General features: G+C 34.5%; 18 protein-coding genes and 1 pseudogene. 1 reads left to right on the top strand and 18 read right to left on the bottom strand.

Going from position 1 to position 21807, the window contains the following annotated elements; translation table 11 throughout:
• Positions 1-30: 30 nt before the first annotated feature.
• The 17 genes and pseudogenes from N824_RS02275 to N824_RS02200 all read right to left on the bottom strand — a co-directional run bounded on the left by N824_RS02275 (position 31) and on the right by N824_RS02200 (position 19451).
• Entirely contained in the window at positions 31-1179 is a 1149-nt protein-coding gene (locus tag N824_RS02275) for a hypothetical protein (protein ID WP_048903521.1), read from the bottom strand.
• The gene (locus tag N824_RS02270; RefSeq protein WP_048903520.1) at positions 1176-2399 is read right to left on the bottom strand and encodes a glycosyltransferase; all 1224 of its coding nucleotides are present in this window, start codon (positions 2397-2399) and stop codon (positions 1176-1178) included. The genes N824_RS02275 and N824_RS02270 overlap by 4 nt, the downstream gene beginning before the upstream one ends.
• Positions 2396-3679 carry a hypothetical protein gene (locus tag N824_RS02265; protein WP_048903519.1) on the bottom strand — a complete coding sequence of 428 codons (1284 nt, stop codon included), beginning with the start codon at positions 3677-3679 and terminating at the stop codon, positions 2396-2398. Before N824_RS02265 ends, N824_RS02270 begins: the two co-directional genes overlap by 4 nt.
• Positions 3680-4747 (bottom strand): glycosyltransferase family A protein, encoded by a 1068-nt coding sequence (locus N824_RS02260; RefSeq protein ID WP_048903518.1) that lies wholly within the window; start codon positions 4745-4747, stop codon positions 3680-3682.
• 11 nt (positions 4748-4758) lie between these two features.
• Positions 4759-5424 (bottom strand): CatB-related O-acetyltransferase, encoded by a 666-nt coding sequence (locus N824_RS02255; protein ID WP_084498157.1) that lies wholly within the window; start codon positions 5422-5424, stop codon positions 4759-4761.
• 6 nt (positions 5425-5430) lie between these two features.
• Positions 5431-6783, bottom strand: a complete 1353-nt coding sequence (locus N824_RS02250; RefSeq protein ID WP_048903516.1) for a hypothetical protein — start codon at positions 6781-6783, stop codon at positions 5431-5433.
• On the bottom strand, positions 6770-8176 hold the full coding sequence (locus tag N824_RS02245; RefSeq protein WP_048903515.1) for a lipopolysaccharide biosynthesis protein: 1407 nt from the start codon (positions 8174-8176) through the stop codon (positions 6770-6772). The genes N824_RS02250 and N824_RS02245 overlap by 14 nt, the downstream gene beginning before the upstream one ends.
• 487 nt (positions 8177-8663) lie before the next feature.
• Positions 8664-9338 carry a cytidylyltransferase domain-containing protein gene (locus tag N824_RS02240; RefSeq protein WP_048903612.1) on the bottom strand — a complete coding sequence of 225 codons (675 nt, stop codon included), beginning with the start codon at positions 9336-9338 and terminating at the stop codon, positions 8664-8666.
• Positions 9339-9348: 10 nt separating this feature from the next.
• Positions 9349-10395 (bottom strand): nucleotidyltransferase family protein, encoded by a 1047-nt coding sequence (locus N824_RS02235; protein WP_048903514.1) that lies wholly within the window; start codon positions 10393-10395, stop codon positions 9349-9351.
• Between the two features lie 4 nt (positions 10396-10399).
• A complete protein-coding gene (gene neuC / locus N824_RS02230) occupies positions 10400-11494 on the bottom strand; it encodes a UDP-N-acetylglucosamine 2-epimerase (RefSeq protein ID WP_048903513.1) in 1095 nt (364 codons plus the stop codon).
• Positions 11495-11496: 2 nt separating this feature from the next.
• Positions 11497-12510, bottom strand: coding sequence for an N-acetylneuraminate synthase (gene neuB, locus N824_RS02225; protein ID WP_048903512.1), 1014 nt, complete (start codon positions 12508-12510; stop codon positions 11497-11499).
• 103 nt (positions 12511-12613) lie between these two features.
• Positions 12614-13387 carry a DegT/DnrJ/EryC1/StrS family aminotransferase gene (locus N824_RS02220; protein ID WP_255327401.1) on the bottom strand — a complete coding sequence of 258 codons (774 nt, stop codon included), beginning with the start codon at positions 13385-13387 and terminating at the stop codon, positions 12614-12616.
• Positions 13351-13758 (bottom strand): annotated as a pseudogene (locus N824_RS35360) (DegT/DnrJ/EryC1/StrS family aminotransferase). Before N824_RS35360 ends, N824_RS02220 begins: the two are co-directional and overlap by 37 nt.
• A gap of 1 nt (position 13759) precedes the next feature.
• The gene (locus N824_RS02215) at positions 13760-14947 is read right to left on the bottom strand and encodes a UDP-N-acetylglucosamine 4,6-dehydratase (RefSeq protein ID WP_048903511.1); all 1188 of its coding nucleotides are present in this window, start codon (positions 14945-14947) and stop codon (positions 13760-13762) included.
• A 14-nt stretch (positions 14948-14961) separates the two neighbouring features.
• On the bottom strand, positions 14962-16263 hold the full coding sequence (locus N824_RS02210) for a nucleotide sugar dehydrogenase (RefSeq protein WP_048903510.1): 1302 nt from the start codon (positions 16261-16263) through the stop codon (positions 14962-14964).
• Between the two features lie 10 nt (positions 16264-16273).
• Entirely contained in the window at positions 16274-18658 is a 2385-nt protein-coding gene (locus N824_RS02205; RefSeq protein ID WP_048903509.1) for a polysaccharide biosynthesis tyrosine autokinase, read from the bottom strand.
• 13 nt (positions 18659-18671) lie between these two features.
• Complete coding sequence (locus tag N824_RS02200) at positions 18672-19451, bottom strand: polysaccharide biosynthesis/export family protein (RefSeq protein WP_048903611.1); 780 nt, start codon at positions 19449-19451, stop codon at positions 18672-18674.
• 267 nt (positions 19452-19718) lie between these two features.
• Between N824_RS02200 and N824_RS02195 the strand changes: the two genes are divergently transcribed.
• Positions 19719-20396: a tyrosine-protein phosphatase gene (locus N824_RS02195; protein ID WP_152541966.1), complete on the top strand. Its 678-nt coding sequence runs from the start codon at positions 19719-19721 to the stop codon at positions 20394-20396.
• On the opposite strand, the gene N824_RS02190 is transcribed toward N824_RS02195, so the two are convergent.
• Positions 20371-21765 carry an undecaprenyl-phosphate glucose phosphotransferase gene (locus N824_RS02190; RefSeq protein ID WP_048903507.1) on the bottom strand — a complete coding sequence of 465 codons (1395 nt, stop codon included), beginning with the start codon at positions 21763-21765 and terminating at the stop codon, positions 20371-20373. The two genes, N824_RS02195 and N824_RS02190, sit on opposite strands and share 26 nt — an antisense overlap.
• Positions 21766-21807: the final 42 nt, after the last annotated feature.

The raw sequence follows: 21807 nt of genomic DNA, 5'->3' as shown, positions 1-21807 counted from the left end.
ACTTACTTTGTCTATTTTGTGGCACTTCCTTTATTTTCCAAATTTGTTTTCATATTTAGTAAAGTTTGAATAAAACTGCAAATTAAGAGACGAACTATCAATTATACTAGCATTTTTCAAATAAAACTTTTTATAAATTGGGTATAAAGTTCTGTCATACATCATTAATTTCATCCAACCATCCGACTGTTTCCAACCTGACCCTTTATATTTCCCAACTAGGGAGGTACCATCCACGTTATCAGAAAACTTATTTAAGTTATCATCCCATATCCTATATTTGAGTGTATTCGCAAAATATTGGATATCTGTTAATGACCAATCATTTAAATGAAGCTCGTATGAATCAAGAACAAATTGCACTATGTGATTACCATGGCTAACATCTTGGATTTCACTTTTTGTTTTTTTACTCTTATCGACTAAATATTTGGTGAAAGGTTTATCCCAGGTAGAATTCCAAATATATCCTTTCTTACCATCGAGATCGACCACCTTTAAATTTGCTCTTAGTGAATTACTATATTTTGAATATACTTTCTTATAAATTATCTTATCTGCGTCATTATTATCTAAGATATAGAGATACATAGCCAAAGTAGCCCAATGTGATCCCATATGCGTACGAAGGGATTGCAATAATGAATCATCTCCAAAACTTGACATAGATAATTTATACCATTTAAAAAAATCGGCTTTTATAAAATCAACATCGACCTCCAGGCCACTTTTGTTGGGTAATTTAGACACAAGATAGTAGTATTCTGCAATGTACCTAAAAACATAACCTTCATATAAAATAAACTCCTGGTTATTCTTTGAATAATTAGACTGATTAGACTTAATCTTCGCAGTCCATCTATAAGAGGCTGAATTACCATTCTTAGGATTTTGAAGACCAGACTCTCTAATACCCTTTATAACGTCAGCATTATTTTCTAAATAACTAATGTCATTCGTACTCTTATACATCATATTATTAGCATTCAAATAATACCCGAGTAAAAGAAAATTATAGGTATTGCCATCAGTAGAATACTTCTTAATCCTTATTTTAGAATTATAAGAATTCCCTGAATTTAATGTATTGTTAAATCTTGATTTAAAAAAACTTGACTGACCATTCGCGTTGATAAAAGCAAATGATAATATTGCATATGCGAAAATTCTAAATTTCATTTTCTTCTGTTTAAACTATTTTTTTTTAATTCATCGACCAATTGCCCATAATTATTTACTGCATTAAATTTCAAAGACCAAGTCATATATGCATTAATTCTCTTCTTTTTATAAGTCAGTTCGTCGTTAGCTGACAGGATTATTTTCTCAATGTCTATCGGGTTAAAGTCAACAGGAATAAGAAAACCATTTTCCGAATTGACTATTTCACCTGTAGCACCGACGTCTGTTGCTATAGCGGGTATCCCAAATGAAAAACTTTCCATGATACTTACGGGCAATCCTTCAAACCTACTTGTATTAATAAACCAATGAATATAATTTCTAGAATAAAAATCAAAAAGTTGGTCTTGTAATACATTCCCATGTAATACAACTTTTAAATTTGGATTGTTAATTTCTGTTATTTGACTTCTTAATAATCCCATACCTTCACCGTCACCAAAATGATGCCACTCTAGCCTAACATCCGATTTAAATAACATTAATATGTTGGCAATAAGATGAACTCTCTTTAGACCATAAACGTTACTACACGATACAATTCTAATTATATCGTCACCAGGTAAAGCAGAGGCCAAAAAATTATTATATGTCCCCAAATAACTAACGAAAATTTTTTGAGAAGAGATGTTATAATCTGACTTTAAAATTTCTTTGATATCGATAGAAATCGGCAAAAGCAAATCTGAAGCTTCATATATGTTATTTCTTACAGGCAAATAACCATTATTCCTGTTTAAGTAGAAATCTCCGCCATGCATTCTAACTACTCTTAGATGGTCTTTAGCAATGTTATTAACAAATATAGGAGCCTCTGCCCAGTATGAATACATTATTGCATCAGTAGGGAGGTTTTTCTTTAGTTTAGAAAAATTAGCGTATGAAATTCTATATACCAACAAGGAATTAAACCATTTCTTGCTATTATTACCACTTAAATAAACTTTTTTACTAAAAAAATCTCTTAAATAAACAACGAACGGGCTTAAATTAAATAATCCGCGGAACAATCGTCCTATCCCCTGATTTACAACTGGTTTATGCACAACAACATTATCTGGCGTAGATCTCAAGATTTTTGTCCCGTATGGATTATAAGTAGGAACTATATGAACGGTGTCAAATGCACTAGCTAAGCTTATTAATTCATTTTCAAAATAGGTTTCTTTTGTTCCATATGGATAGGAAGCAGTAAAGCAAATAATTACAGAACTCATAAAGAATTTCTAATGATGTTTTTCTTAATAGGAATAAAGACGAATATGCAAAGGCATAATATTTTTATTATACCAGATGATCGAACCAAAAACGGCTCTTTAAGTTCACCTAAAGCAAAAACTATGATAAGAGCAAAAATACCTAATTTAAAAACAGTAGTTATATTAGTTTTTAATAATACGTTGATGTAACTACAGTATATAGAATAAAAAATCAGCGCCCCTATTACCCCTACAGCAAATACAATTCTCACATATCCAACATCGGAACTGACTATTCTACCCGTCTCTTTTCTATTTTCGTTACTATCCCAAATACCTTCTCCTAACAGTATCCCTGCCTCACTTTTAGGTAAAAAGTACATATTATTTAAGGCTGTTGTCGATTGAGTCTTCAAGTTGCCTGTCTCATTATAGCTATCAATAAATTCAAATGCTCGAGAAACAATTCTTTCATTAAAAACTGCGATCTTATCTCTAGGTATAAACAAAGAATAGAAATTATAAACAAGAGCCGAAACAAATATTAGTGAGAACACTTGTATAATTAGGGGCTTTAAAGATCCCTTATTTAATGCATTCTGGAATACTAATGCCGCAATGAAAAGACCAGAAAAAAGCATTCCCGTACGTGCAATAAATATTTGGGAAACAAAAATTAACAAAATAGATACTATAATTATTTTATTGCTTCTACCATCCCGAAAATTAGACAAATAAAGATATCCAAATGTAAAAACACCAAGCGATTGCAAATAGGATAAACCCGCGCCTCCACCATTAGAAATCCCCCTAAGTCTCACCGCAGATATCGCCCGCTCCTGACTAACAAGTATTGTATCTATAAATTCTCTAAATCCTCCGCTCAAAAAACTCAACAGAACAAAGGCACTTTGAATCGCAATTGCGAGAGATACTAAATAAAGCACTTGCTTAATTTCATATCTTTTAAGTAAATAGAATGCAAAAATAAAAGATCCAAGTACCCCTTCCCAAAAAAACCAAAATGTCTGTTGAAGAAAGCCAAAATGATACCGTCCAGAAAACACCGTAACACCGAAGAAATACACGCTAAACAGAATCCAAATTACAAGACAATATTTCAAAAACTTATTTTTTGAAATTTGAATTATCAACTCTTTCTTATTAACCACTAGAACAACGTAAAATAAAGCTATTTTAGACGTTGCAAAACCTAAACCATTAAATACTAAGCCGTAAATAAAGATGAAAATCAAAAATGAGTCAAATAAATTGGAAAAAAGACCTCGTTTTTTCATCTAAATGCTCCGTTTGTAAGTTAACAATAAAACACCAGGCAGTTTAAATTTGACCAAAATCGCACTACTCATTGAAGACTTAAATAAGTTGATAAATCTCTTAAATGATGTCGTGTTTATCATCTCAATGTGATTGACATTATAAACTTCTTCCGTTAAGGATCGAAAAATTTCTATTCTTTTTATATCTTTTGAATCTCTAATGCTTCTATAATACATCGTTTCAGCCAAAATCAGATATCCTCGTAATTTCTTGACGGCTTTCTTTTTATCTTCTCTTATCAAACTATCAGAAAAATAGTTCAAATATTTCCTGATAGCATTGATCCTATTCCTATAAAATATCATTTCATCCCAAACAATTCGATCTTCATCTGTCCTATGCAGAGTGTCGAAGGCCGTTTTATTCATTAAATATTCAATATTAATTTTATTCTGCATAAGAGCTCTGGTATGAATCTCTGGATCCTGCAATCTTTCGAAATCCTCATTAAATCCACCTAAGAGCTTTATAAAATCTGTATTCCACACTGGGCCAGATGTATGCCAGGGAATATTTGTTTTGAGAAACTCATTTAAGAAAAAATCCCTCTTATTAACTGCCAGCAAGTATCTCAGCATATAAAGATATTTTGGTCTCTGTTTTGCAACGACTTCTTTTTTTTCTCCCTTGCAGTAGGCAACGTTAAAGATAAACATGTCCGACCCCGGATTTGTATCCACATATTTAACTCTCTGCTCTAAGCAAAACGGCAATAAAATGTCATCTGCATCTAAAAAGAGCAAATATTGTGCGTTTGATTGATTTATTCCAATATTTCTACAAACCGAACCACCTCTCTTGTTCTCGCTGTATTCACTTCTTCTTATAAGTTTAAATTTATTTGCGTCATCGCCATCTAAACATGAAGAAGCAATTTCGTAAGAGTTATCGGTTGAATTGTCATCTACAATAATTAACTGCCAATCTTTATAAGTCTGAAGTTTTACTGAATTTATAGTTTCTTCTATATATGCTTCCTTGTTGAAAAGAGGAATTATTATTGCAAATTTAAATTGTTCTTTCATAAATCTAGTTTTCAATTACCTACAATTTTCTCCAAATGTGCTATATTACTTTTTAATTCATCGAATGACAAATCCCACCATTTAGACTCCAATAGTTTCTCGCAAACATCCGGAGAAAATCGAGATTTTATAATTTTTGCAGGTGTTCCACCAACGATCGAATATGGAGGGACAAATCCCGTAACTACACTGTTAGCAGCTATCACAGATCCAGTAGACACATGTGCTCCACTTAAGATAACAGAATGGGCACCAATCCATACATCATTTTCAATTATAATCTCTCCTTTCGATACGATGTCTGCTCCAAAACTTTCATCTTTCAATATATTTTTATGAATAAAAAAAGTTGTAAATTTTGTGTGATCATGATTAAATTCTTGAAAAGTAACGTTTTTTGCAATTGAACAAAATTTCCCAATTCGAATAGAGTTGATTGAAGAATTTATATCGATGTTCGGCCCCCAAATCGAAGTGAAATCTCCAATTTGAATTCTACCATTTAAGCTAGCCCCATATATCTTACAGTTATTACCAATTGAAATTTCACCAGATAAGAAACTCGCTTTTACAATCGTATTTTTTCCAATTATTACCTTAGAGCCTATATAATTTTGATTCTGAATCCAGCGCTTCAGTCCTATTCTGTTTTTAATCTTTTGAAAAATACTCATCATAAAAATCTATTTGAAGTTTAATATTGCTTTTAAAAGATCTTCCGGTTCTTTGGATAGAATCGAAACTGCTAAGCCATCGACTATATAGTCACCAAAAATCTCAACCCCAATCTCATCAATTATAATACTTGGGGTTCTTACTAGTGCACTCTCAATAATTGATCCCGAAAATTTAGAAATATGAACAGAACTTTTTTTCAACAGAATTGGAAGAGGACTTTCAAAGGCTTTATCAAATTCTACTCTATGTAAAATTCCTTTTTCCATCAATTGGTTTGTTATGTTTGATCTAGCATTTTTCATACGAGGATGAACTCGCAACCACCATTCATAACCGTCTGGTGTATTGCTAATACTCTCTAATATATATGGCTCTAAATTGCTTTCCTGAAGGGTAAATAAGATAATTTTCTTCTGCGAAAAGGAAGGGCCATCAATGTTATTCTTTGCGAGTTGAAAATCTATCCATGGATTACCTGAAATTTCAGTGCTATGATATTTTTGATTTTTTAACCATAGTTGAAGATTATTACTGGACGTATTATCCCAACATAAAAAAGTTTTAGGTAGGGTATTATACCCTAAAGAGGGAACTTTTTTAAAATTATACATCGGATGTAATTTCCCCTGTCCACCATGTTGCATATCATAAGTCGGTATATCCAATATATTAGCTGCATAGTTTAGGGCAAACATTGGCGCACTATAGTAACATAAGCCAAATATTTTATTTGGCCTATATTTCTTCAACAACATTTTGAACAAGCAAGTGTACGATACGATCGATTCCAATCGTTTCAATAATCTGTTTTTCAAATCCGCTGTAGGCAATTTTAAATCATCAATTAATAAAAGAAACTTATTCCATTCTGGCAAGTTCAAACTATTAGTCTTCAAAAAAGGCTTAACAACACTGTAAGGTAATTTTATCTCATCAATGTAAATAATATTACGCTTATTAGCATATTCCTTTTCAAGTGGCTTTTCAAATTCAAATTGGACATAATTATTAGATTCACTTTGGATCCATGGTTGAAAATATCTATTTATGAAAAGTCCCTCATAGTCTACTCTATGTGAAGATGTTCCACAATAAACCACATCTATTTTCTTCTTTTTTCCAAAATATAATCTGCCGTAGTTATAAATTGCAGATAGTAAATTACGAATTCTGTTACCAAACCCTGTACGAACCGCTGTATGTGCAGTCTCTGAATCCACGCTGTTAGTTCTTATCCATTGGAAGAAAATATCCATTTTTAGGATTGGCCAAACAGATATATCTCCAAATGTCCATTGATCCACAGGAATACTTAATTCAATTTCCTCCAGGATCCTTATAACCTCATCTCTTTTCATTTAAAACAATTTTCTTTAGGGCAATTAAAGCTATCGACATTAACAAGAACGACATCAAGACTTTGAAGCCAATACTTAGTTCAACAGAAAAGTATGCCACACAAGTCAATAAGATTGTACAAACAAGCCAAATAAGTGGATAATACTCAATTTTCTTGGTTTCTTTGTATTCTTTTGAAAAATATCCAGCGTATCCCATGTACATAAGGGCAAAAAAGGTGGTAAAAGCGGCGGCTTTGTAGCCGAAATATTTAATCAAAATAAAGTTAAGTATTAAATTAATGATACCTGCAGAAAATGTCACTTTCAATAACACCTTTGTTTTTTCATAGAAAAATAATTTGCCATTAGCCCCTAAATACATCGGTCTATAATTATAAGACATCACTATTATAATACCCAATGGATAAACACTTGCAAGATCCTTATTCTTAATAAGTAGCACAAATATCTCTTTGAGCCAAATAGACAAAATAAATGTCAAGCAAAGAAAAGCGATCTGTAATACAAAAATTAGACTTCTAGCCTCGATCTCCTTATTGTTCTTGTAGGATTGATTAAGCATTGGCGCAACTGCTTGACCTGCTGCAATCCCTAGTTTTTGAATAATATTAGCAACTATATAGGCAGCATTGTATTTCCCTATATCTCCAGTACTTACATTGAGTATCTTCATCACCGCTCGATCTGAAGCATCCAACAAATAAGCCGAATAATAATGTGGAACAGTTGGCAATGAGACTTTCAATGAATTTCTAATATACCTTCTTTTAAAATTAAAAATCGGTCTTAGTCCAAGTTTACGATTCAAAGGCCACCAATATGAGATTTGGCTAAGCATTCCGGAAATACATATAGATAAAAACCAACCCATGTATCCCATCTTTAACCCTGCAATAAATAACACGTTCAATCCCACTGATAAAAAGCCAAAAATAATTGATCTTATCGCTATTTGCATGGGTTTCTGTTTCAATTGATAATACATATTACCAAGAATAGATGTAGGACCAAAAAAAACCACGGGTAAGACATTAAGTAAGATTATATATCCAGCATCATGTATCGCTTCAGGGGGAATAAAAAAATAAAGAATAATTGAAAGTAAAATTGAAAAAGGAATATTCCAAAGCATTAAAAACCCATAAATTTGCCGCCAGGCCCATTTATATTGTCCAGGACTTTTGTAAAAAACATTGGACAAAATTACATTTAATCCTAAGTTAGATAGAACCGCTATGCTTCCAGCAATAGCCGTAATAACTCCATAAACCCCAAAATCCACCTCGGTTAAGTATTTTGTTATTATTGGCAAGGCCACAATACTAGCAATTTTGGGAATCTGCGGTGCCAATCCATAAATTGCAGTATGAGAAAATAGTTTTTTAAGCATCCTTTTTCATTCTGATTAATCTTGCAGGCACGCCACCATAAATTGAGAACGGTTCTATATCTTTGGTCACAACTGAATTTGCTCCAATAACTGAAYWMRMGYCMWKKWYAAYATWRRKGKKYMTRRMRRCRWWYKYAYSRRTYYMYRYWTNAATNWSMTAWTANYATATYWCCCNWKWWTWSMWGTASRRCYRMWWWATTTTCGAAATTCCCATCAGGAACTTTAGACGAAGTGTATAATCTTACATTATGGCTAATACTGCACCCGACGCCTATCTTTACAGTGTGTTCTGGATGTAATTGGATTGTAGAAAAGCTCCCTATGTAAGAGTTATCTCCGACAATTAAATTCCCAGACCCATAAATGGCAATATGCAAACCGTTAAACCTAAATGAATCAGGTAATCGATATTTCACTCGAAGGTTTTTTTGTCGATCATTTTCTTCCCAACGTTTTATTACGCGAAAAATTTTTATAATAATTTTTTTCATTTTGTTGCTAGTAAAAATTCTGCAAAGTTGAAATCATCAATCGTGTCTATATCAACTGACTTTGTTTTATCCATCATATATGCAAATGAATTCTCTGTGTAATAATTATTACTCTCAATTAAATTCCTTTTAAGGATATAAATAGCCCCATTAGGAAAGTAAGAAGTTCGTTCTAATTGACGATTACTTGCAACATTCTCGAAGAGATTTTCAAACCTCCCATTTTTATCAATGTATTTGTGCCATTTAATAGGATGATGTTCCTCGCAGTAACTTATAACCGAATCTGCATTTTTATTCTTGAATAAATTGATCGCATTATCAATATCTTCTGCCGTCCTGAAGGGACTTGTTGGTTGTAGTACAATAAATTCATTAATAAAGATGCCATCTCTTTTTTCCAGCTCTTCTATTACATGTTGATACACATCTATTGAGCGGGAATTATCATCGGCTAGATATTGAGGGCGCATAAACGGGCATTCAGCTCCATAAGAAACTGCAACCTCCGCTATTTCTTTACTATCTGTACTGATTATTATTCTTGAAATATTCTCTGATGAGACCGCAGCTTGAATGGTATAAGCGATAAGAGGTTTTCCATGAAGCAATTTAATATTTTTGCCAGGCAGCCCCTTTGAGCCAGCTCTAGCTGGGATAATAGCTAACATTATGAACGTTTTAAAATTTAATTTGTAAAATGTCTTTTTGAGCTTTTTCAAAATCCTCATGCTTTCCGACATCCAACCAATAACCTGCTAGCGGATAAGATAGAACTTTACAACCTTCAGACAACAGCTTTTCCATGAGATCTGTTGTATCAAAATACGACTCTTTAGGTAAATACTTTAGAACTTCTTTTTTCATCAGGTAGATCCCCCCATTAGAATAGTAAGTATAAGTGGGTTTTTCTTTAAAACTTTGTACATGTCCATCTGTTGTTTCAAGAACAGCATAAGGTATGTTTACTTCATATGGAATTGTCACTACTGCAAAATCAACACCTTTCTTTATAAAATCTAAAAAAAAGTGTTCGTAATCCAGGTTTGTTAAAACATCGGAGTTTGTAACTAGTACATAATCATGCTCAAAATCATTAATTTTTGAGACAGCGCCTATTGTACCCAATGGCTCATCCTCCCACACATATCTGATCTGAACATTCTTATTCTCTCCACTGCCAAAATAATTTTCAATCTGTTCTCCCAAATATTTAACAGAAAACCAAAAATCATCAATTCCATATAGCACTAGGCGATCCACATTGTGTTCCATGATCGGTTTATTACCAATTTTTAGAAGAGGCTTAGGTGTTGTATCCGTTAAGGGTTTAAGTCTTTGACCTCTGCCTCCAGCCATAATCACCGCATCAACAGGAAGATAAGATCTGGTTTCTCTAAAATTAATTACATTAACCACCTTATTATCTTTATCAAGGATTGGTAAAATCCGAAAATTGCCTTCCCGATACTCAATAACCTTATCTATATCCATTTCTCCTTTTCGAAGATAGCGCGGGTTAGTCTGTATTATATTACTCACAGAGTCGGATGTTACCATGCCTTTTATTAAACCACGCCTAACATCGCCGTCTGTTAGCGAACCAATTAGCTTATCTTCTTCATCTACTACAAATAATATTGCATCTTTAGCAAGAAAGTCCAACTGGACAAGCGCTTGCATTATTTTGCTATTAAATGGAATTAAATGATCTTTATAATTTCTCATATTGCTAACTTCTCAGATTATTAAGTATTAAGTTCACTGTACCGGAACGGTGGTAAATATTATCTCCTTTAAAACCTTTCTTTTCTGAAGCAAATAAAAATGCCTCAACCATCTCCCTGGTAGAGAATGGAACATTTATTATATTATCGCTTTGTGCTCTCCCTTTTTGTCTGTCACCTACGTTCAATACATATTTACCAAATGAAGCCGCTTCAATAATTCCGCTCGAAGTATTTCCAATCATCAGTGTACAATAACGCATCGCAGCGAAATAATTTAACTTGCCAAAGTTTTCTACCAGAATTACACGTTTTGTCGCCGACTCTTTTAGCTTGAATAACGCATCACGATAAATTGTTCCAAATGTATCAGCGTTTGGCATAGTGATTACCAGCAAAATTTCCTTAGAGATTTCCTTTAGGGCATTCAGCATTTCAGTCGCATACTCAACATTCTTCTCCGGAGAAACCGTTTCAGGGTGAAAAGTTAATAATGCAAACTTACCTTTGATCTGATATTTTTCCCGGAAATCAAATTCTGCAGGTATCGGCATCTCATCTAGCTCATCAATGGATAGAGACCCAACAGAAAAGATGTTTCGGGGGGTTCCAATTAGCTCTTCAATTCTTTTGGCGAACGCCTCTGTAGCAGGAAAGTGCTTTTTAGAAGCCAAAGATATTTGGTGACGATAAATATTATCTATTGCCCCTAATGTAGTCTCCCCGCCGTGAATATGCGCAAAATTCACACCGTAAGGTATCCCTGCCTGAACAGCGGCAGACATTTCGTATCTGTCGCCCAGGCAAAATACCCAGTCAAACTGATGATTCCTCCAAAAATCTGCAAACTTTAATGCAGTTAAGCCATAAGCGGTAGAAATTGAAGTTTCATCATCATTTGTAAGAAGAGAAGAAATTTCATAGATATTTTCAAAGCCATCTAACTTAATGTTATCTAGGGTATATCCATGAAATTTAGATAAATGAGTACCAAATGCAATGATCTCGAGTGTATAATCGGGGCTCTCTTTTATTTGTCTCAATAGGGGTAGATAAATACCATAATCAGCTCTTGAACTTGTTAATACACCGATTTTCATACCTATCGAATTAAATCATCAGCTTCAAAATTTTCCATCGCAATCTTACCCATGAGATCATCCCACTTCATTGGAGAAATACCGTCACCTGGGCGCTTAACTGTTAGATTATTCTCTGAAAACACATCTCCCTTGTTTATATCTATTTTTGCCACTATACTTTTTCTTGCCACAGCGATATTTTTCATCTCCGATTCTGAAGGCTCTTTTAATCCTGAGCCAGAAATAGCCATTTCAATATTACGAATTGCCAAAGTCATGGCTTTAAGTTCTGCGGGTTCAAGAGAGGCTTTATGATCAGGTCCCTCCATATTTTTATTCAATGTAAAATGTTTCTCAATCATTACAGCTCCCAAAGCAACCGCAGCAATTGGTACTTCAATTCCCAGCGTATGATCAGAATAACCAATGGAAGTTTTAAATTCCTTTCCAATATGTAACATCGCCAACAGGTTCACATCCTTCATTGGTGTAGGATATTCAGTATTACAGTGTAATATTGTAATATCCTCTTTTCTAATTTCACCTTTGACAAAAACAGCAACGGCATCTTCAATTTCACTCAATGTAGCCATCCCTGTTGAAATAATGACTTTCTTAAATAAATTGCCAGCCTTTCTCAGGTAAGGAAGATTTGTGATTTCTCCCGATGGTATTTTAACCATATCCATACCTATTTTTGACAGATATTCCAGAGAATCTAAATCAAATGCAGTGGAAAAGAATTTAATATCCTTAGAATTGCAATATTCAATGATTTTTTCGTGATCATCTTCGGAAAGCTCAAGCTTCTGAAGCATCTGCAGTTGCGATTCTGTACTATTTTTAGTATTTTCTATTTGATATTCAGCCTTCTTTGCCTTTATAGAAACTAAATTAGTTGCTTTAAAGGTTTGAAATTTAATATAATCCACACCAGCATCAACTGCTGCATCAACAAGGCGAAAGGCATTTTCCAAACTTCCATTATGATTTACTCCTGCTTCTGCAATAATTATTACATTTTCCTTTTTCATATCATTCTACCCGTATTACAAACAATTTTTATGATTAGCATACATGAAATGAACTAAATCAGCTATAAGAAACCCTTGACCCGACACTCTTATGATGTGAATTTTATCGAACACTGCTTGGTATATTTACAATTCGCTCTTCTAAAAACTCCGCATTTTTCTGATCATCACGCTGACAATGATTGTACATCGGCAGGCGATACATTAATTGCCAAATAGGACGGGTCATTACTTTATTTTCATTAGTGACTTTCAAGAAAAGATCTCTTTCTGCTTTACTTTCCAGTTCTACACACATAAGCCAGTAATTGACTTTCGTATCCGGAAGCTCTGTTCTGAAATTCACGCCCTGTTCCGCAAAAAAATCGCGATATATGTTTGCCAATTCTCTTTTACTTCCCAACATGAATGGGAGCTGTTCCAATTGTGCACATGCCAAAGAAGCATTTAGATTGGGCATTCTATAGTTATACCCTAATTCATCATGATAGAACTCATAAGGATGAGGTCTCTTAGCAGTAGTTGTTAAATGCTTTGCTCTTTTTCCAATCTCAAGATCATTGGACACAATGGCACCACCGCCACCACAGGTTATTGTTTTATTCCCATTAAAAGAGAATATTCCTAACTTACCGAAGCTTCCGGTACTTTTCCCTTTATATTCACTTCCAAGGGATTCAGCAGCGTCTTCTACCAATGGAATGTTCCATTTATCGCACACTGTTATCAATTCGTCCAAATGAACAGGAAAACCGAATGTATGCATAGGCAAACACGCAGAAATCTTTCTGCCACTTTTTTTATTATAACAGATATCCTCTCTAAGTTCTGCATATTCATCTAAAAATGCATCAATTGCTTTTGGAGATAAGCCCATCGTATCAAGGTCAACGTCAACAAAAACTKKYMYTRCACNNCRYTMTWMNCRATMKYATTAGCAGTAGCGACAAAAGTTAACGCTTGAGTAATGACTTCATCTCCCGATTCAACACCTGCAAGTCGCAGGGCAACCTGCAAAGCTGCTGTCCCGTTCACAACAGCAATTGCTTTCTGGGTACCAGTCGCAACTTGCATCATTTCTTCGAAACGATCCACGTATGCACCGACTGAAGAAACAAAAGTAGAATCAATCGTATCGAGCAAATATTTCTTTTCATTGCCTCTAAACCTGGGTTCATGCAATGGAATAAACTCTTTTGTATTATATGAATTTTGAATAAATGAAACAATATTTTTCAGGTCTTTCATATTACATTTTTGCGTCCAGGTATTTACCGGTCTCCCTATGTCCAAAATCCGGGATCATTTTAAAAAATAATTCAACAATATCTTGTTTAGACCACGCCTTATTTAATTTCAGCTCTTTAATCCGTGAAGAAAACAAGTCTAACAGTTCATCATTAACCTTAAATTCATTCTTTATTACCCCTAGATTATCGAACCTCTGCATATCCAACACTTCATTTTCGGTAAAGAATTCTTCAAAATCTTTTTCTCCAGTTGTATCACTGCTGGTAAATAAACAAGGCCATTTTCCTTGCTGAGGCAAGGTTTTTATGAGTTCTCTGGCTTGATCTTCACTCTCGCATAAATAAGGCTCATATCCAAGTTCTTTTAGGTATTTAACAGCAATATCTGCGAAAGTGATTAAGTGCAAACTTTCACTAAGCTTCGGGAAGAAGACATCTCGGTTCTCGCCAAAAATACACGACATCAAACACAGTTCTCCCGATTCTTTTGGCACAACGAAATATCGTTTAATATCGTTCGGTGCTACGATCGGTTGACGTTTTTGAATGCGTTGATTGAAACCATGTAGTAAAGAACCATCTGAAAAAGCGACGTTTGCAAAACGTGCTGTAGAAATGTCAATATTCTTACTTTTACGCATCAAAAACATCTCCATAATGCGTTTAGATGCCCCCATCATGTTTACTGGATTTGCAGCTTTATCAGTCGATACACAGAAGTACTTCTTGACACCCTTATCTATTGATTGTTGAATAGTTTTATCAGTATTAAAGACATTTACCTCAATCATCCTCATTAAGGTATAAGGATCCTTTTCACTTCTTACATGTTTTAAAGCAGAAAGATTAAGCACATAATCATATTCGCCATCGGCTTCTATAAAAGCATCGTATTGGAAAGAGCCAATATCTAAAGCAAAGGTTTGAAAATCTCCGTCAATATATCCGTAAGAACTGCGAATATCCCTAACCAGCTCAACCATATTATTCTCGCTAATATCTACAACATGAAGTTTTTTGGGATTTCTTTTGAAAATTTCCTTTGTTACAGCTTGACCTATAGATCCTGCTCCTCCAATCACCAGAAACCTTGACCGACTAACAATTGTAATGAGTTCCTCTTCGTGACTGCCAATATCCTCTTTGAAAAGTTCTTGATCCCTACCAATTAGATTTAAAATGTTCATAAAAGAATTTGATTCTATAATCTTCCGTCTACTAAGCTTCTATCTAAACAAGCTTTTGTATCGAATATAACCCCATTGTTCCGTTTGATCTTTTGAAAATCAATTTCTAAAAATTCTTTATGTGCTACAGCAACAATTACTGCATCATAAACTATACTCTCTTCGAGCTTATTAAGTATGCTAATACCATATTCATGTAGAACTTCCGTTGCATCGGCCCAAGGGTCAAAAACATCTACGTCTAGCCCAAAATTAACTAACTCGTGATAAATATCAACAACCCGCGTATTACGTACATCCGGGCAATTTTCTTTAAAAGTTATGCCCATGATTAGGGCTTTAGACCCTTTTATTTTATGATCCTTCTGGATCATTAGCTTAACCACCTTATCGGCTACAAATGGGCCCATGTTATCATTAACACGACGTCCAGACAATATAACTTGAGGATGATACCCTAAAGATTGCGCCTTATGAGCGAGATAATATGGATCGACTCCGATACAGTGACCCCCAACCAAACCCGGTTGATATTTTAAAAAATTCCATTTTGTGCCTGCAGCCTCAATAACATCATTTGTATCAATTCCAATACGATCAAAGATTAAAGAAAGCTCGTTAACAAAAGAAATATTTACATCTCTTTGAGCATTCTCAATCGCTTTTGACGCCTCAGCTACTTTGATACTAGGCGCTTTATGAGTCCCTGCAGTAATAATAGATTTATATAGGTTATCAATCAAATCAGCAACCTCTGGAGTTGATCCGGAAGTTACCTTTCGAATTTTAGTCAATGTATTAACCTTATCGCCTGGATTAATGCGTTCTGGTGAATACCCCGCAAAAAAGTTTGTATTAAATTTTAATCCCGAGACTTTCTCTAGAACTGGGACACAGTCTTCCTCAGTACACCCTGGATAAACCGTTGACTCGTATATAACTATATCACCTTCTTTGAGGATAGACCCCAACATTTTTGAGGCATTCAACAATGGTCCCAAATCTGGTGCCTTAAATTGGTCAATAGGAGTAGGCACCGTAACAATAAACGTATTGTACCCCTTTAAATCCTCCACATTTGATGAAAACTTTAAACCTATTTTTTCCGATTCAATTTTTAAACTAATTACTTTCTTTAAATCCTCCAAATTAGCCTCTTGAGTTCTATCTTGGCTATTACTCAATTCCTTAACTCTATCTCGATTAATATCAAATCCCAGGACATCGTACTTTTTACCAAACTCAATTGCTAATGGTAAACCAACGTAACCAAGACCAATAACTGCAATTTTTGAATTGCTAATGTTTAACTGCATAATTTATTAATTACAATCGCTTAAATATATTCTTGAAAATAGTTTTAATATTAGTTTTATGATGATTTACATCATCAGAATAGTATCCATAACCATAACCGTATCCATAACCATATCCATATCCATAACTTCCGCCAATAGCGACACCGTTGAGTATAATATTAAGTTTTGGAAATTTATTTGCTTTGTATAAGTTGTCTAATTGAACAATTTGCTGTTTGAAAGTAACCCCATGCCTTACAATATATAGACTCGCATCTGTCAAACGTGAAAGTATTTGAGCGTCTGTGACGAGACCAATAGGAGGTGTATCTATAATTATTTCGTCGAAATTTCTTCTTAAATAAGAAAACAAATCTTCTATCTCTTTTCCAATCAACAATTCAGAAGGATTAGGTGGAATTGGCCCCGAGCCTATTACAAACAAATTATCATTTATTCCGGAAGGTTGAATAATATTATCTATTTCAGCTTTACCTATTAAGTAATTACTTAAGCCCGACTTATTACTCAGATTCAAATATTTACTTACTTTTGGCTTCCTAAGGTCGAGTTCCAAAAGGATAGTCTTTTTTCCACTAATAGCCATTGCAGTAGCAATATTACTTCCTACAAAACTTTTCCCTTCACCAGACATGCTTGAGGTTAATAAAGTAATAAATCCCTCTGATCTTGATTTCCCTTGCACAAATTGCAAGTTAGTCCTTATAGCTCTAAATTGCTCTGCAATTGCTTTTCGACTATTAGCATGAACAACAATAGCTTCATTACTTTCTTCATAGACTAATTCACCTAGGATTGGGGCGGCTGTTGCTTTAGAGATGTCGGAAGAAGATTGCACCTTGTTATTCATAAGGTCTTTACTATATACATATCCAATCGGCATAATAATACCCATTACAATAGCGAAAAGATATGTCAAAGTCCTTTTTGGCTTAATAGGAGATGAAGACGAATAAGCCCCGTCTACAACTCTACTGTCAGCGACTGCAGAAGCATAAGACAAAGCTGCTTCCTCCTTTTTTTGCAAAAGATACAAATAGAGATTTTCTTTTATACTTTGTTGTCTTTTTATGCTTATAAATTGTCTCTCCTGTCCAGGGATTCTTTTAATTGATCCTTCATATTTTGAATTGTATGAATTTAATCCCGCTAAAGTACTTTCTAATGAAGCTTCAATATTTCTAATACTAGCTTTTATATCTGATCTAGTCGCATTAATTTGCTGATTAATTGGCTCAAACATCGGGTTATCTGGCTGGGTTGTAGCGAGTAATGCAATTTTCTTTTGCTGTAAATCGCCAAGTTGTTTAATTTGAGCCAAGAGTATTGGGTCATCGATTCCTAGTGTACTTGGAAATTTCTCTTCTTTCCCTTCTGAATCAACATAATTACGGATGCTCTTTATTACACCGAGTTTCAAATTAAATTCATTTAACTTTGCATCATTTGCTTTTACATTCTCCAAGAATAAAGATGCCTCACTGCTTATGTCAGTCAAGCCCTGACTACTTTTAAAACCTTCAACATCTTTTTCCACCTCAATTAGTTCTCCAGATATTAATGCCAATCTTTCGTCTATAAAATTAATAGTACTCTGTGTAGTTCTATTTTTATCTGACAAAGCAGCTTCATTATATACTTGAATTAGGGTATTTAGAATATCCGTCCCCATTTCTGGAACAACGCTTTCATAGCTAAGACGTAATACGGTAGATTGTTTAGTAGTAACCTCAACTGTTAGATTAGAGAGACAATTATTTACAACTGCGACAGGATTACTAAAAACAATCAGGAAAGAGTTTTTCTGTTCTTTGTTAAAATAAGCGGTCTTATCTATTTTATATGTACCCAATTCAGTACGCTGAATTTTATCTAATAGTCCCGTAATTTTTTTCCCGCTCTCTACGTCTTCCAAGGTATAGTGCGTCCTATTGGGAAAGGAAAGTTTCCATTCTATACCAAAAAAATCTTCATCGATATCGAATGTTGAAACTTTAACTGGACGTTCTTCATAAATATCTTTAACTATAACTCGTCCTTCAGCACTCAGATTCACATTAAGGTTTAGGCGTTTTACGACACTGGCCATTAAGGTTTTTGACTGCAAAATTTCTATTTCATTATCAACTACTTTAGATGCTCCAAAAAGGTCTAATTGCCCTAGTATATCATCTGAAGGGCCCTTTTTCTCATCTTTAATCAATAAAGTGCTGCTTATTTGGTATACTGGTTTAGCATACCGTAAATATATAAAAGCAAAAAAAAGAGCGATAATAATCCCTAAAATGAAAACAGGCCAATGATAAAAATATTTTCCCACCAGCTCTCTAACGCTTATATTATCTTCTTCCGCAATCCCATTGCTATTATTTTCTTTTACTTCAATACTCATAAATTTTATACTTTTAAAAGCGACTAATGATTAAGGCAATTACTGACAATGCAGACAGAACTATACTAACATTCCTATAACTTGAATCTACACTGGCATACTTTGCATTACCTGGCTGCACATACAGAACATCATTGTTTTGAAGATAATAATAAGGTGAATTTAATAAGTCTTTACTCTGCATATTTAACCGTGCGTATTGCCTTTGGCCATTTTGCTCACGAATCAGTAGAACGTTATTTCTAACTGCCGTTATACTTAAATCACCTGCCATCCCCAATGCTTCAGTGACAGTTGCTCTTTCGCTAGTAATTGGGAAAACCCCAGGTCTTGCAACATCTCCTAAAACGGAGACACGAAAGTTTACTAATCGTAAACTAACCACTGGCTCTTTTAAGTATGTTACTAATTTAGCTTGTATTGATTTTCTTGCTTCTGTTATAGATAGGCCCTCAAGTTTCACAGATCCTACCAAAGGCAACTGAATTGCGCCTTCGTTATCAACTAAAAATCCATTAGCTGTATTTGCGGGATTTATATTTGCTGTTGGCGTCGGACCTTGTAACGAACTCGTATTGCCCATATTAAAAATAGCAGAGGCTTCCGGATTTAAACTACTTACAGTAATAGCAAGAATATCGTTCTTTTGAATCGTCAAAATAGTTTGATTCAAAATTTTCTCCTGCAAAGTACTATCTATCGGAAGATCTGTAAAATAAGGAACAGATTTATATTTCACGCCACAAGAGCTCATAAAGAGCACAGCGACAATCAAGTAAAAGAATTTTCTCATAGGCTTGTATAGCATATTTATTAAATTTCCCAAAGATAATACTTAAGATTTACTCGTGGATGATAAATAATCATTAATTAGAATCCAATACTGTACAAATTATCCTTAGTTGCAATTCACAGCCCCATTCACAAATTCCATACCATAAAGTTTTAAATTTTATACTTAGCTTCGTATTGATTAATTATTATAAAAGAAGATCCCATGTTTTTTTTCAATCGTTCCAGTAAATCTAAGTACGCTGATTTTAGCTCAATCGGCATTGACATGCATTCTCACCTAATTCCGGGAGTGGATGATGGTGCTAAGGATATAGAAGACAGTATTCAATTAATTTCCGGATTAAAAGAATTAGGTTTTCATCATCTAATTACCACACCGCATACTTTACAAGACATCCATCCTAACACCACCAAAACGTTAAGAGATGGACATTCTAAACTAGAGGGCAAGCTACCTGATGGGATTACCTTAAACCTTTCTTCTGAATATTATCTTGACGAACAATTTCAAAATCAGCTAAATGCAGGCAATTTAATGCCATTAGCAGGCAACCGTCTATTGGTTGAATTCAGCCAGATCTCAAGACCCCATGATTTGGAAGAAGTATTTTTTGATCTTGGCATCAAAGGTTATCAGATTATCCTTGCACATCCAGAACGATATTTGTTCTTTCACAAGCAATTCGATTACTATAAACGAATTAAAGAGATGGGCGTTGAATTACAAGTCAATGCACTATCCCTAACAGAACATTATGGTAAACACATCAAATCAATTGCGGAAAAGTTAATCGAAAAAGACATGATTGATTTTATTGGAACAGATATCCATCATGTTAGACATCTGGAAGGTTTAAAAAGAGTTCCAGGCAGTAAACACTTTGCCCGTTTGATAGAAAGCGGCTTACTAAAGAATACTACCTTGCATTCTCATGGCCAGTAAGCACTTGCCATGCCGTTAAGAATACAATCTTTAAATCCAGCAGAAAGGACCAGTTTTCCAAATACCAGATATCGGCTTCAACCCTGGCGGCCATAGAATCATCAATTTTAGTTTCCCCTCTGAATCCCTTAACCTGTGCCCAACCGGTAATCCCCGGCAACAAAAAATGCCTGACCATAAATTGATCTATAATGGCTGAATATTCGGCAGTATGCTGCAACATGTGCGGCCTGGGTCCTACCACAGACATCTCCCCCATCAACACATTAAAAAACTGAGGCAACTCATCAATGCTGTTCTTACGCATAAACGCACCAATTTTAGTAATCCGGTCATCGTGTTTAGTTGCCTGCTTACAATCTGCATCCGAATTCACCTTCATGCTTCTGAATTTGAGGCAATAAAAGGGCTGGTTATCCTTTCCCGATCGCAGCTGCTTAAAAAATACAGGGCCTTTCGATTCCAATTTGATCAAAATTGCCATAAGTGGCAGCATCCAGCTCATCACAAAAACAATGACAATAAGCGAAAACACTACATCAAAAATCCTTTTAACCACCTGGTTAATCATGATCTCCAAAGGCTCCATCCGCTGACTTAATATGGGTATATGGCCATAAACCTGTACTTTTACATTCTTCTTAAAATAGTGTTTTATATCGGGTACAAGCTTAAAACGGATCATTTCCTTATCCGCCTCCCGCATCAGGGAATTTATTTTATCGAGCGAACTATCGGGCAATGCACAAAAGATCTCTCTGACACTGCTCCCCTTAACGAAATCCATACAGTCACTTACCTTACCCAAAATATTAAAGTCCTCATCATCATCCTCAATATGGTCGTCAAAAAAACCAACTACCTTATAGCCCAGATGCGTATCAAACTCCATATGCTTTTTAAGCGCCAAACCCAATGGGCCTGCTCCTACAATAACCACCTTCTTGTAATTGATTAAACTTTCTCTCCTAGAACGACGAAACAGCAAAAACCCAATCTTTCCGACAAGGAATAGGCCCGAAAACACGACAAAAGTAAATGACAGCAATTGATAAGATTGGTTTAGGTCTTTGATTGTATAGATCAATATGCCCATGAAGGCTGCAAACAAAAGCAAGGACCCTAAAGCCTGCTTAATGGTTGGAATGGCATCCTTAACAAAAATATCGCTATACAAGCGTGTGAGCTGTGTTACATTAAACCATACAAAATTGATGAGGAGGACATTCAGTAGATTGATACGCTGAAGATCTGTAAAGCTAACGCTTTGATAGGTCATCACATAACCAATATAACCCGCCAGGTTGATCAGAAACAAATCAATCAATATACTTATTACTTTATAATAAGTCCGGTACTGTTCATTCATATATAAGTGCAAACTTAGTCATAAATTTAGATTATGATTTAA

It is taken from the genome of Pedobacter sp. V48, assembly GCF_000523515.1.
Lineage (GTDB): Bacteria > Bacteroidota > Bacteroidia > Sphingobacteriales > Sphingobacteriaceae > Pedobacter.
This window is presented reverse-complemented; position numbering and strand designations above follow the sequence as displayed.

Coding starts and splice junctions, on each gene's coding strand:
- N824_RS02235 (WP_048903514.1), bottom strand. CDS start 10,395: ATGAGAAATTATAAAGATCATTTAATTCCATTTAATAGCAAAATAATG.
- neuB (WP_048903512.1), bottom strand. CDS start 12,510: ATGAAAAAGGAAAATGTAATAATTATTGCAGAAGCAGGAGTAAATCAT.
- N824_RS02200 (WP_048903611.1), bottom strand. CDS start 19,451: ATGAGAAAATTCTTTTACTTGATTGTCGCTGTGCTCTTTATGAGCTCT.
- N824_RS02270 (WP_048903520.1), bottom strand. CDS start 2,399: ATGAGTTCTGTAATTATTTGCTTTACTGCTTCCTATCCATATGGAACA.
- N824_RS02255 (WP_084498157.1), bottom strand. CDS start 5,424: ATGATGAGTATTTTTCAAAAGATTAAAAACAGAATAGGACTGAAGCGC.
- N824_RS02210 (WP_048903510.1), bottom strand. CDS start 16,263: ATGCAGTTAAACATTAGCAATTCAAAAATTGCAGTTATTGGTCTTGGT.
- N824_RS02240 (WP_048903612.1), bottom strand. CDS start 9,338: ATGTTAGCTATTATCCCAGCTAGAGCTGGCTCAAAGGGGCTGCCTGGC.
- N824_RS02260 (WP_048903518.1), bottom strand. CDS start 4,747: ATGAAAGAACAATTTAAATTTGCAATAATAATTCCTCTTTTCAACAAG.
- N824_RS02215 (WP_048903511.1), bottom strand. CDS start 14,947: ATGAACATTTTAAATCTAATTGGTAGGGATCAAGAACTTTTCAAAGAG.
- N824_RS02265 (WP_048903519.1), bottom strand. CDS start 3,679: ATGAAAAAACGAGGTCTTTTTTCCAATTTATTTGACTCATTTTTGATT.
- N824_RS02205 (WP_048903509.1), bottom strand. CDS start 18,658: ATGAGTATTGAAGTAAAAGAAAATAATAGCAATGGGATTGCGGAAGAA.
- N824_RS02245 (WP_048903515.1), bottom strand. CDS start 8,176: ATGCTTAAAAAACTATTTTCTCATACTGCAATTTATGGATTGGCACCG.
- N824_RS02275 (WP_048903521.1), bottom strand. CDS start 1,179: ATGAAATTTAGAATTTTCGCATATGCAATATTATCATTTGCTTTTATC.
- N824_RS02195 (WP_152541966.1), top strand. CDS start 19,719: ATGCATTCTCACCTAATTCCGGGAGTGGATGATGGTGCTAAGGATATA.
- N824_RS02250 (WP_048903516.1), bottom strand. CDS start 6,783: ATGAAAAGAGATGAGGTTATAAGGATCCTGGAGGAAATTGAATTAAGT.
- neuC (WP_048903513.1), bottom strand. CDS start 11,494: ATGAAAATCGGTGTATTAACAAGTTCAAGAGCTGATTATGGTATTTAT.
- N824_RS02220 (WP_255327401.1), bottom strand. CDS start 13,387: ATGGGCTTATCTCCAAAAGCAATTGATGCATTTTTAGATGAATATGCA.
- N824_RS02190 (WP_048903507.1), bottom strand. CDS start 21,765: ATGAATGAACAGTACCGGACTTATTATAAAGTAATAAGTATATTGATT.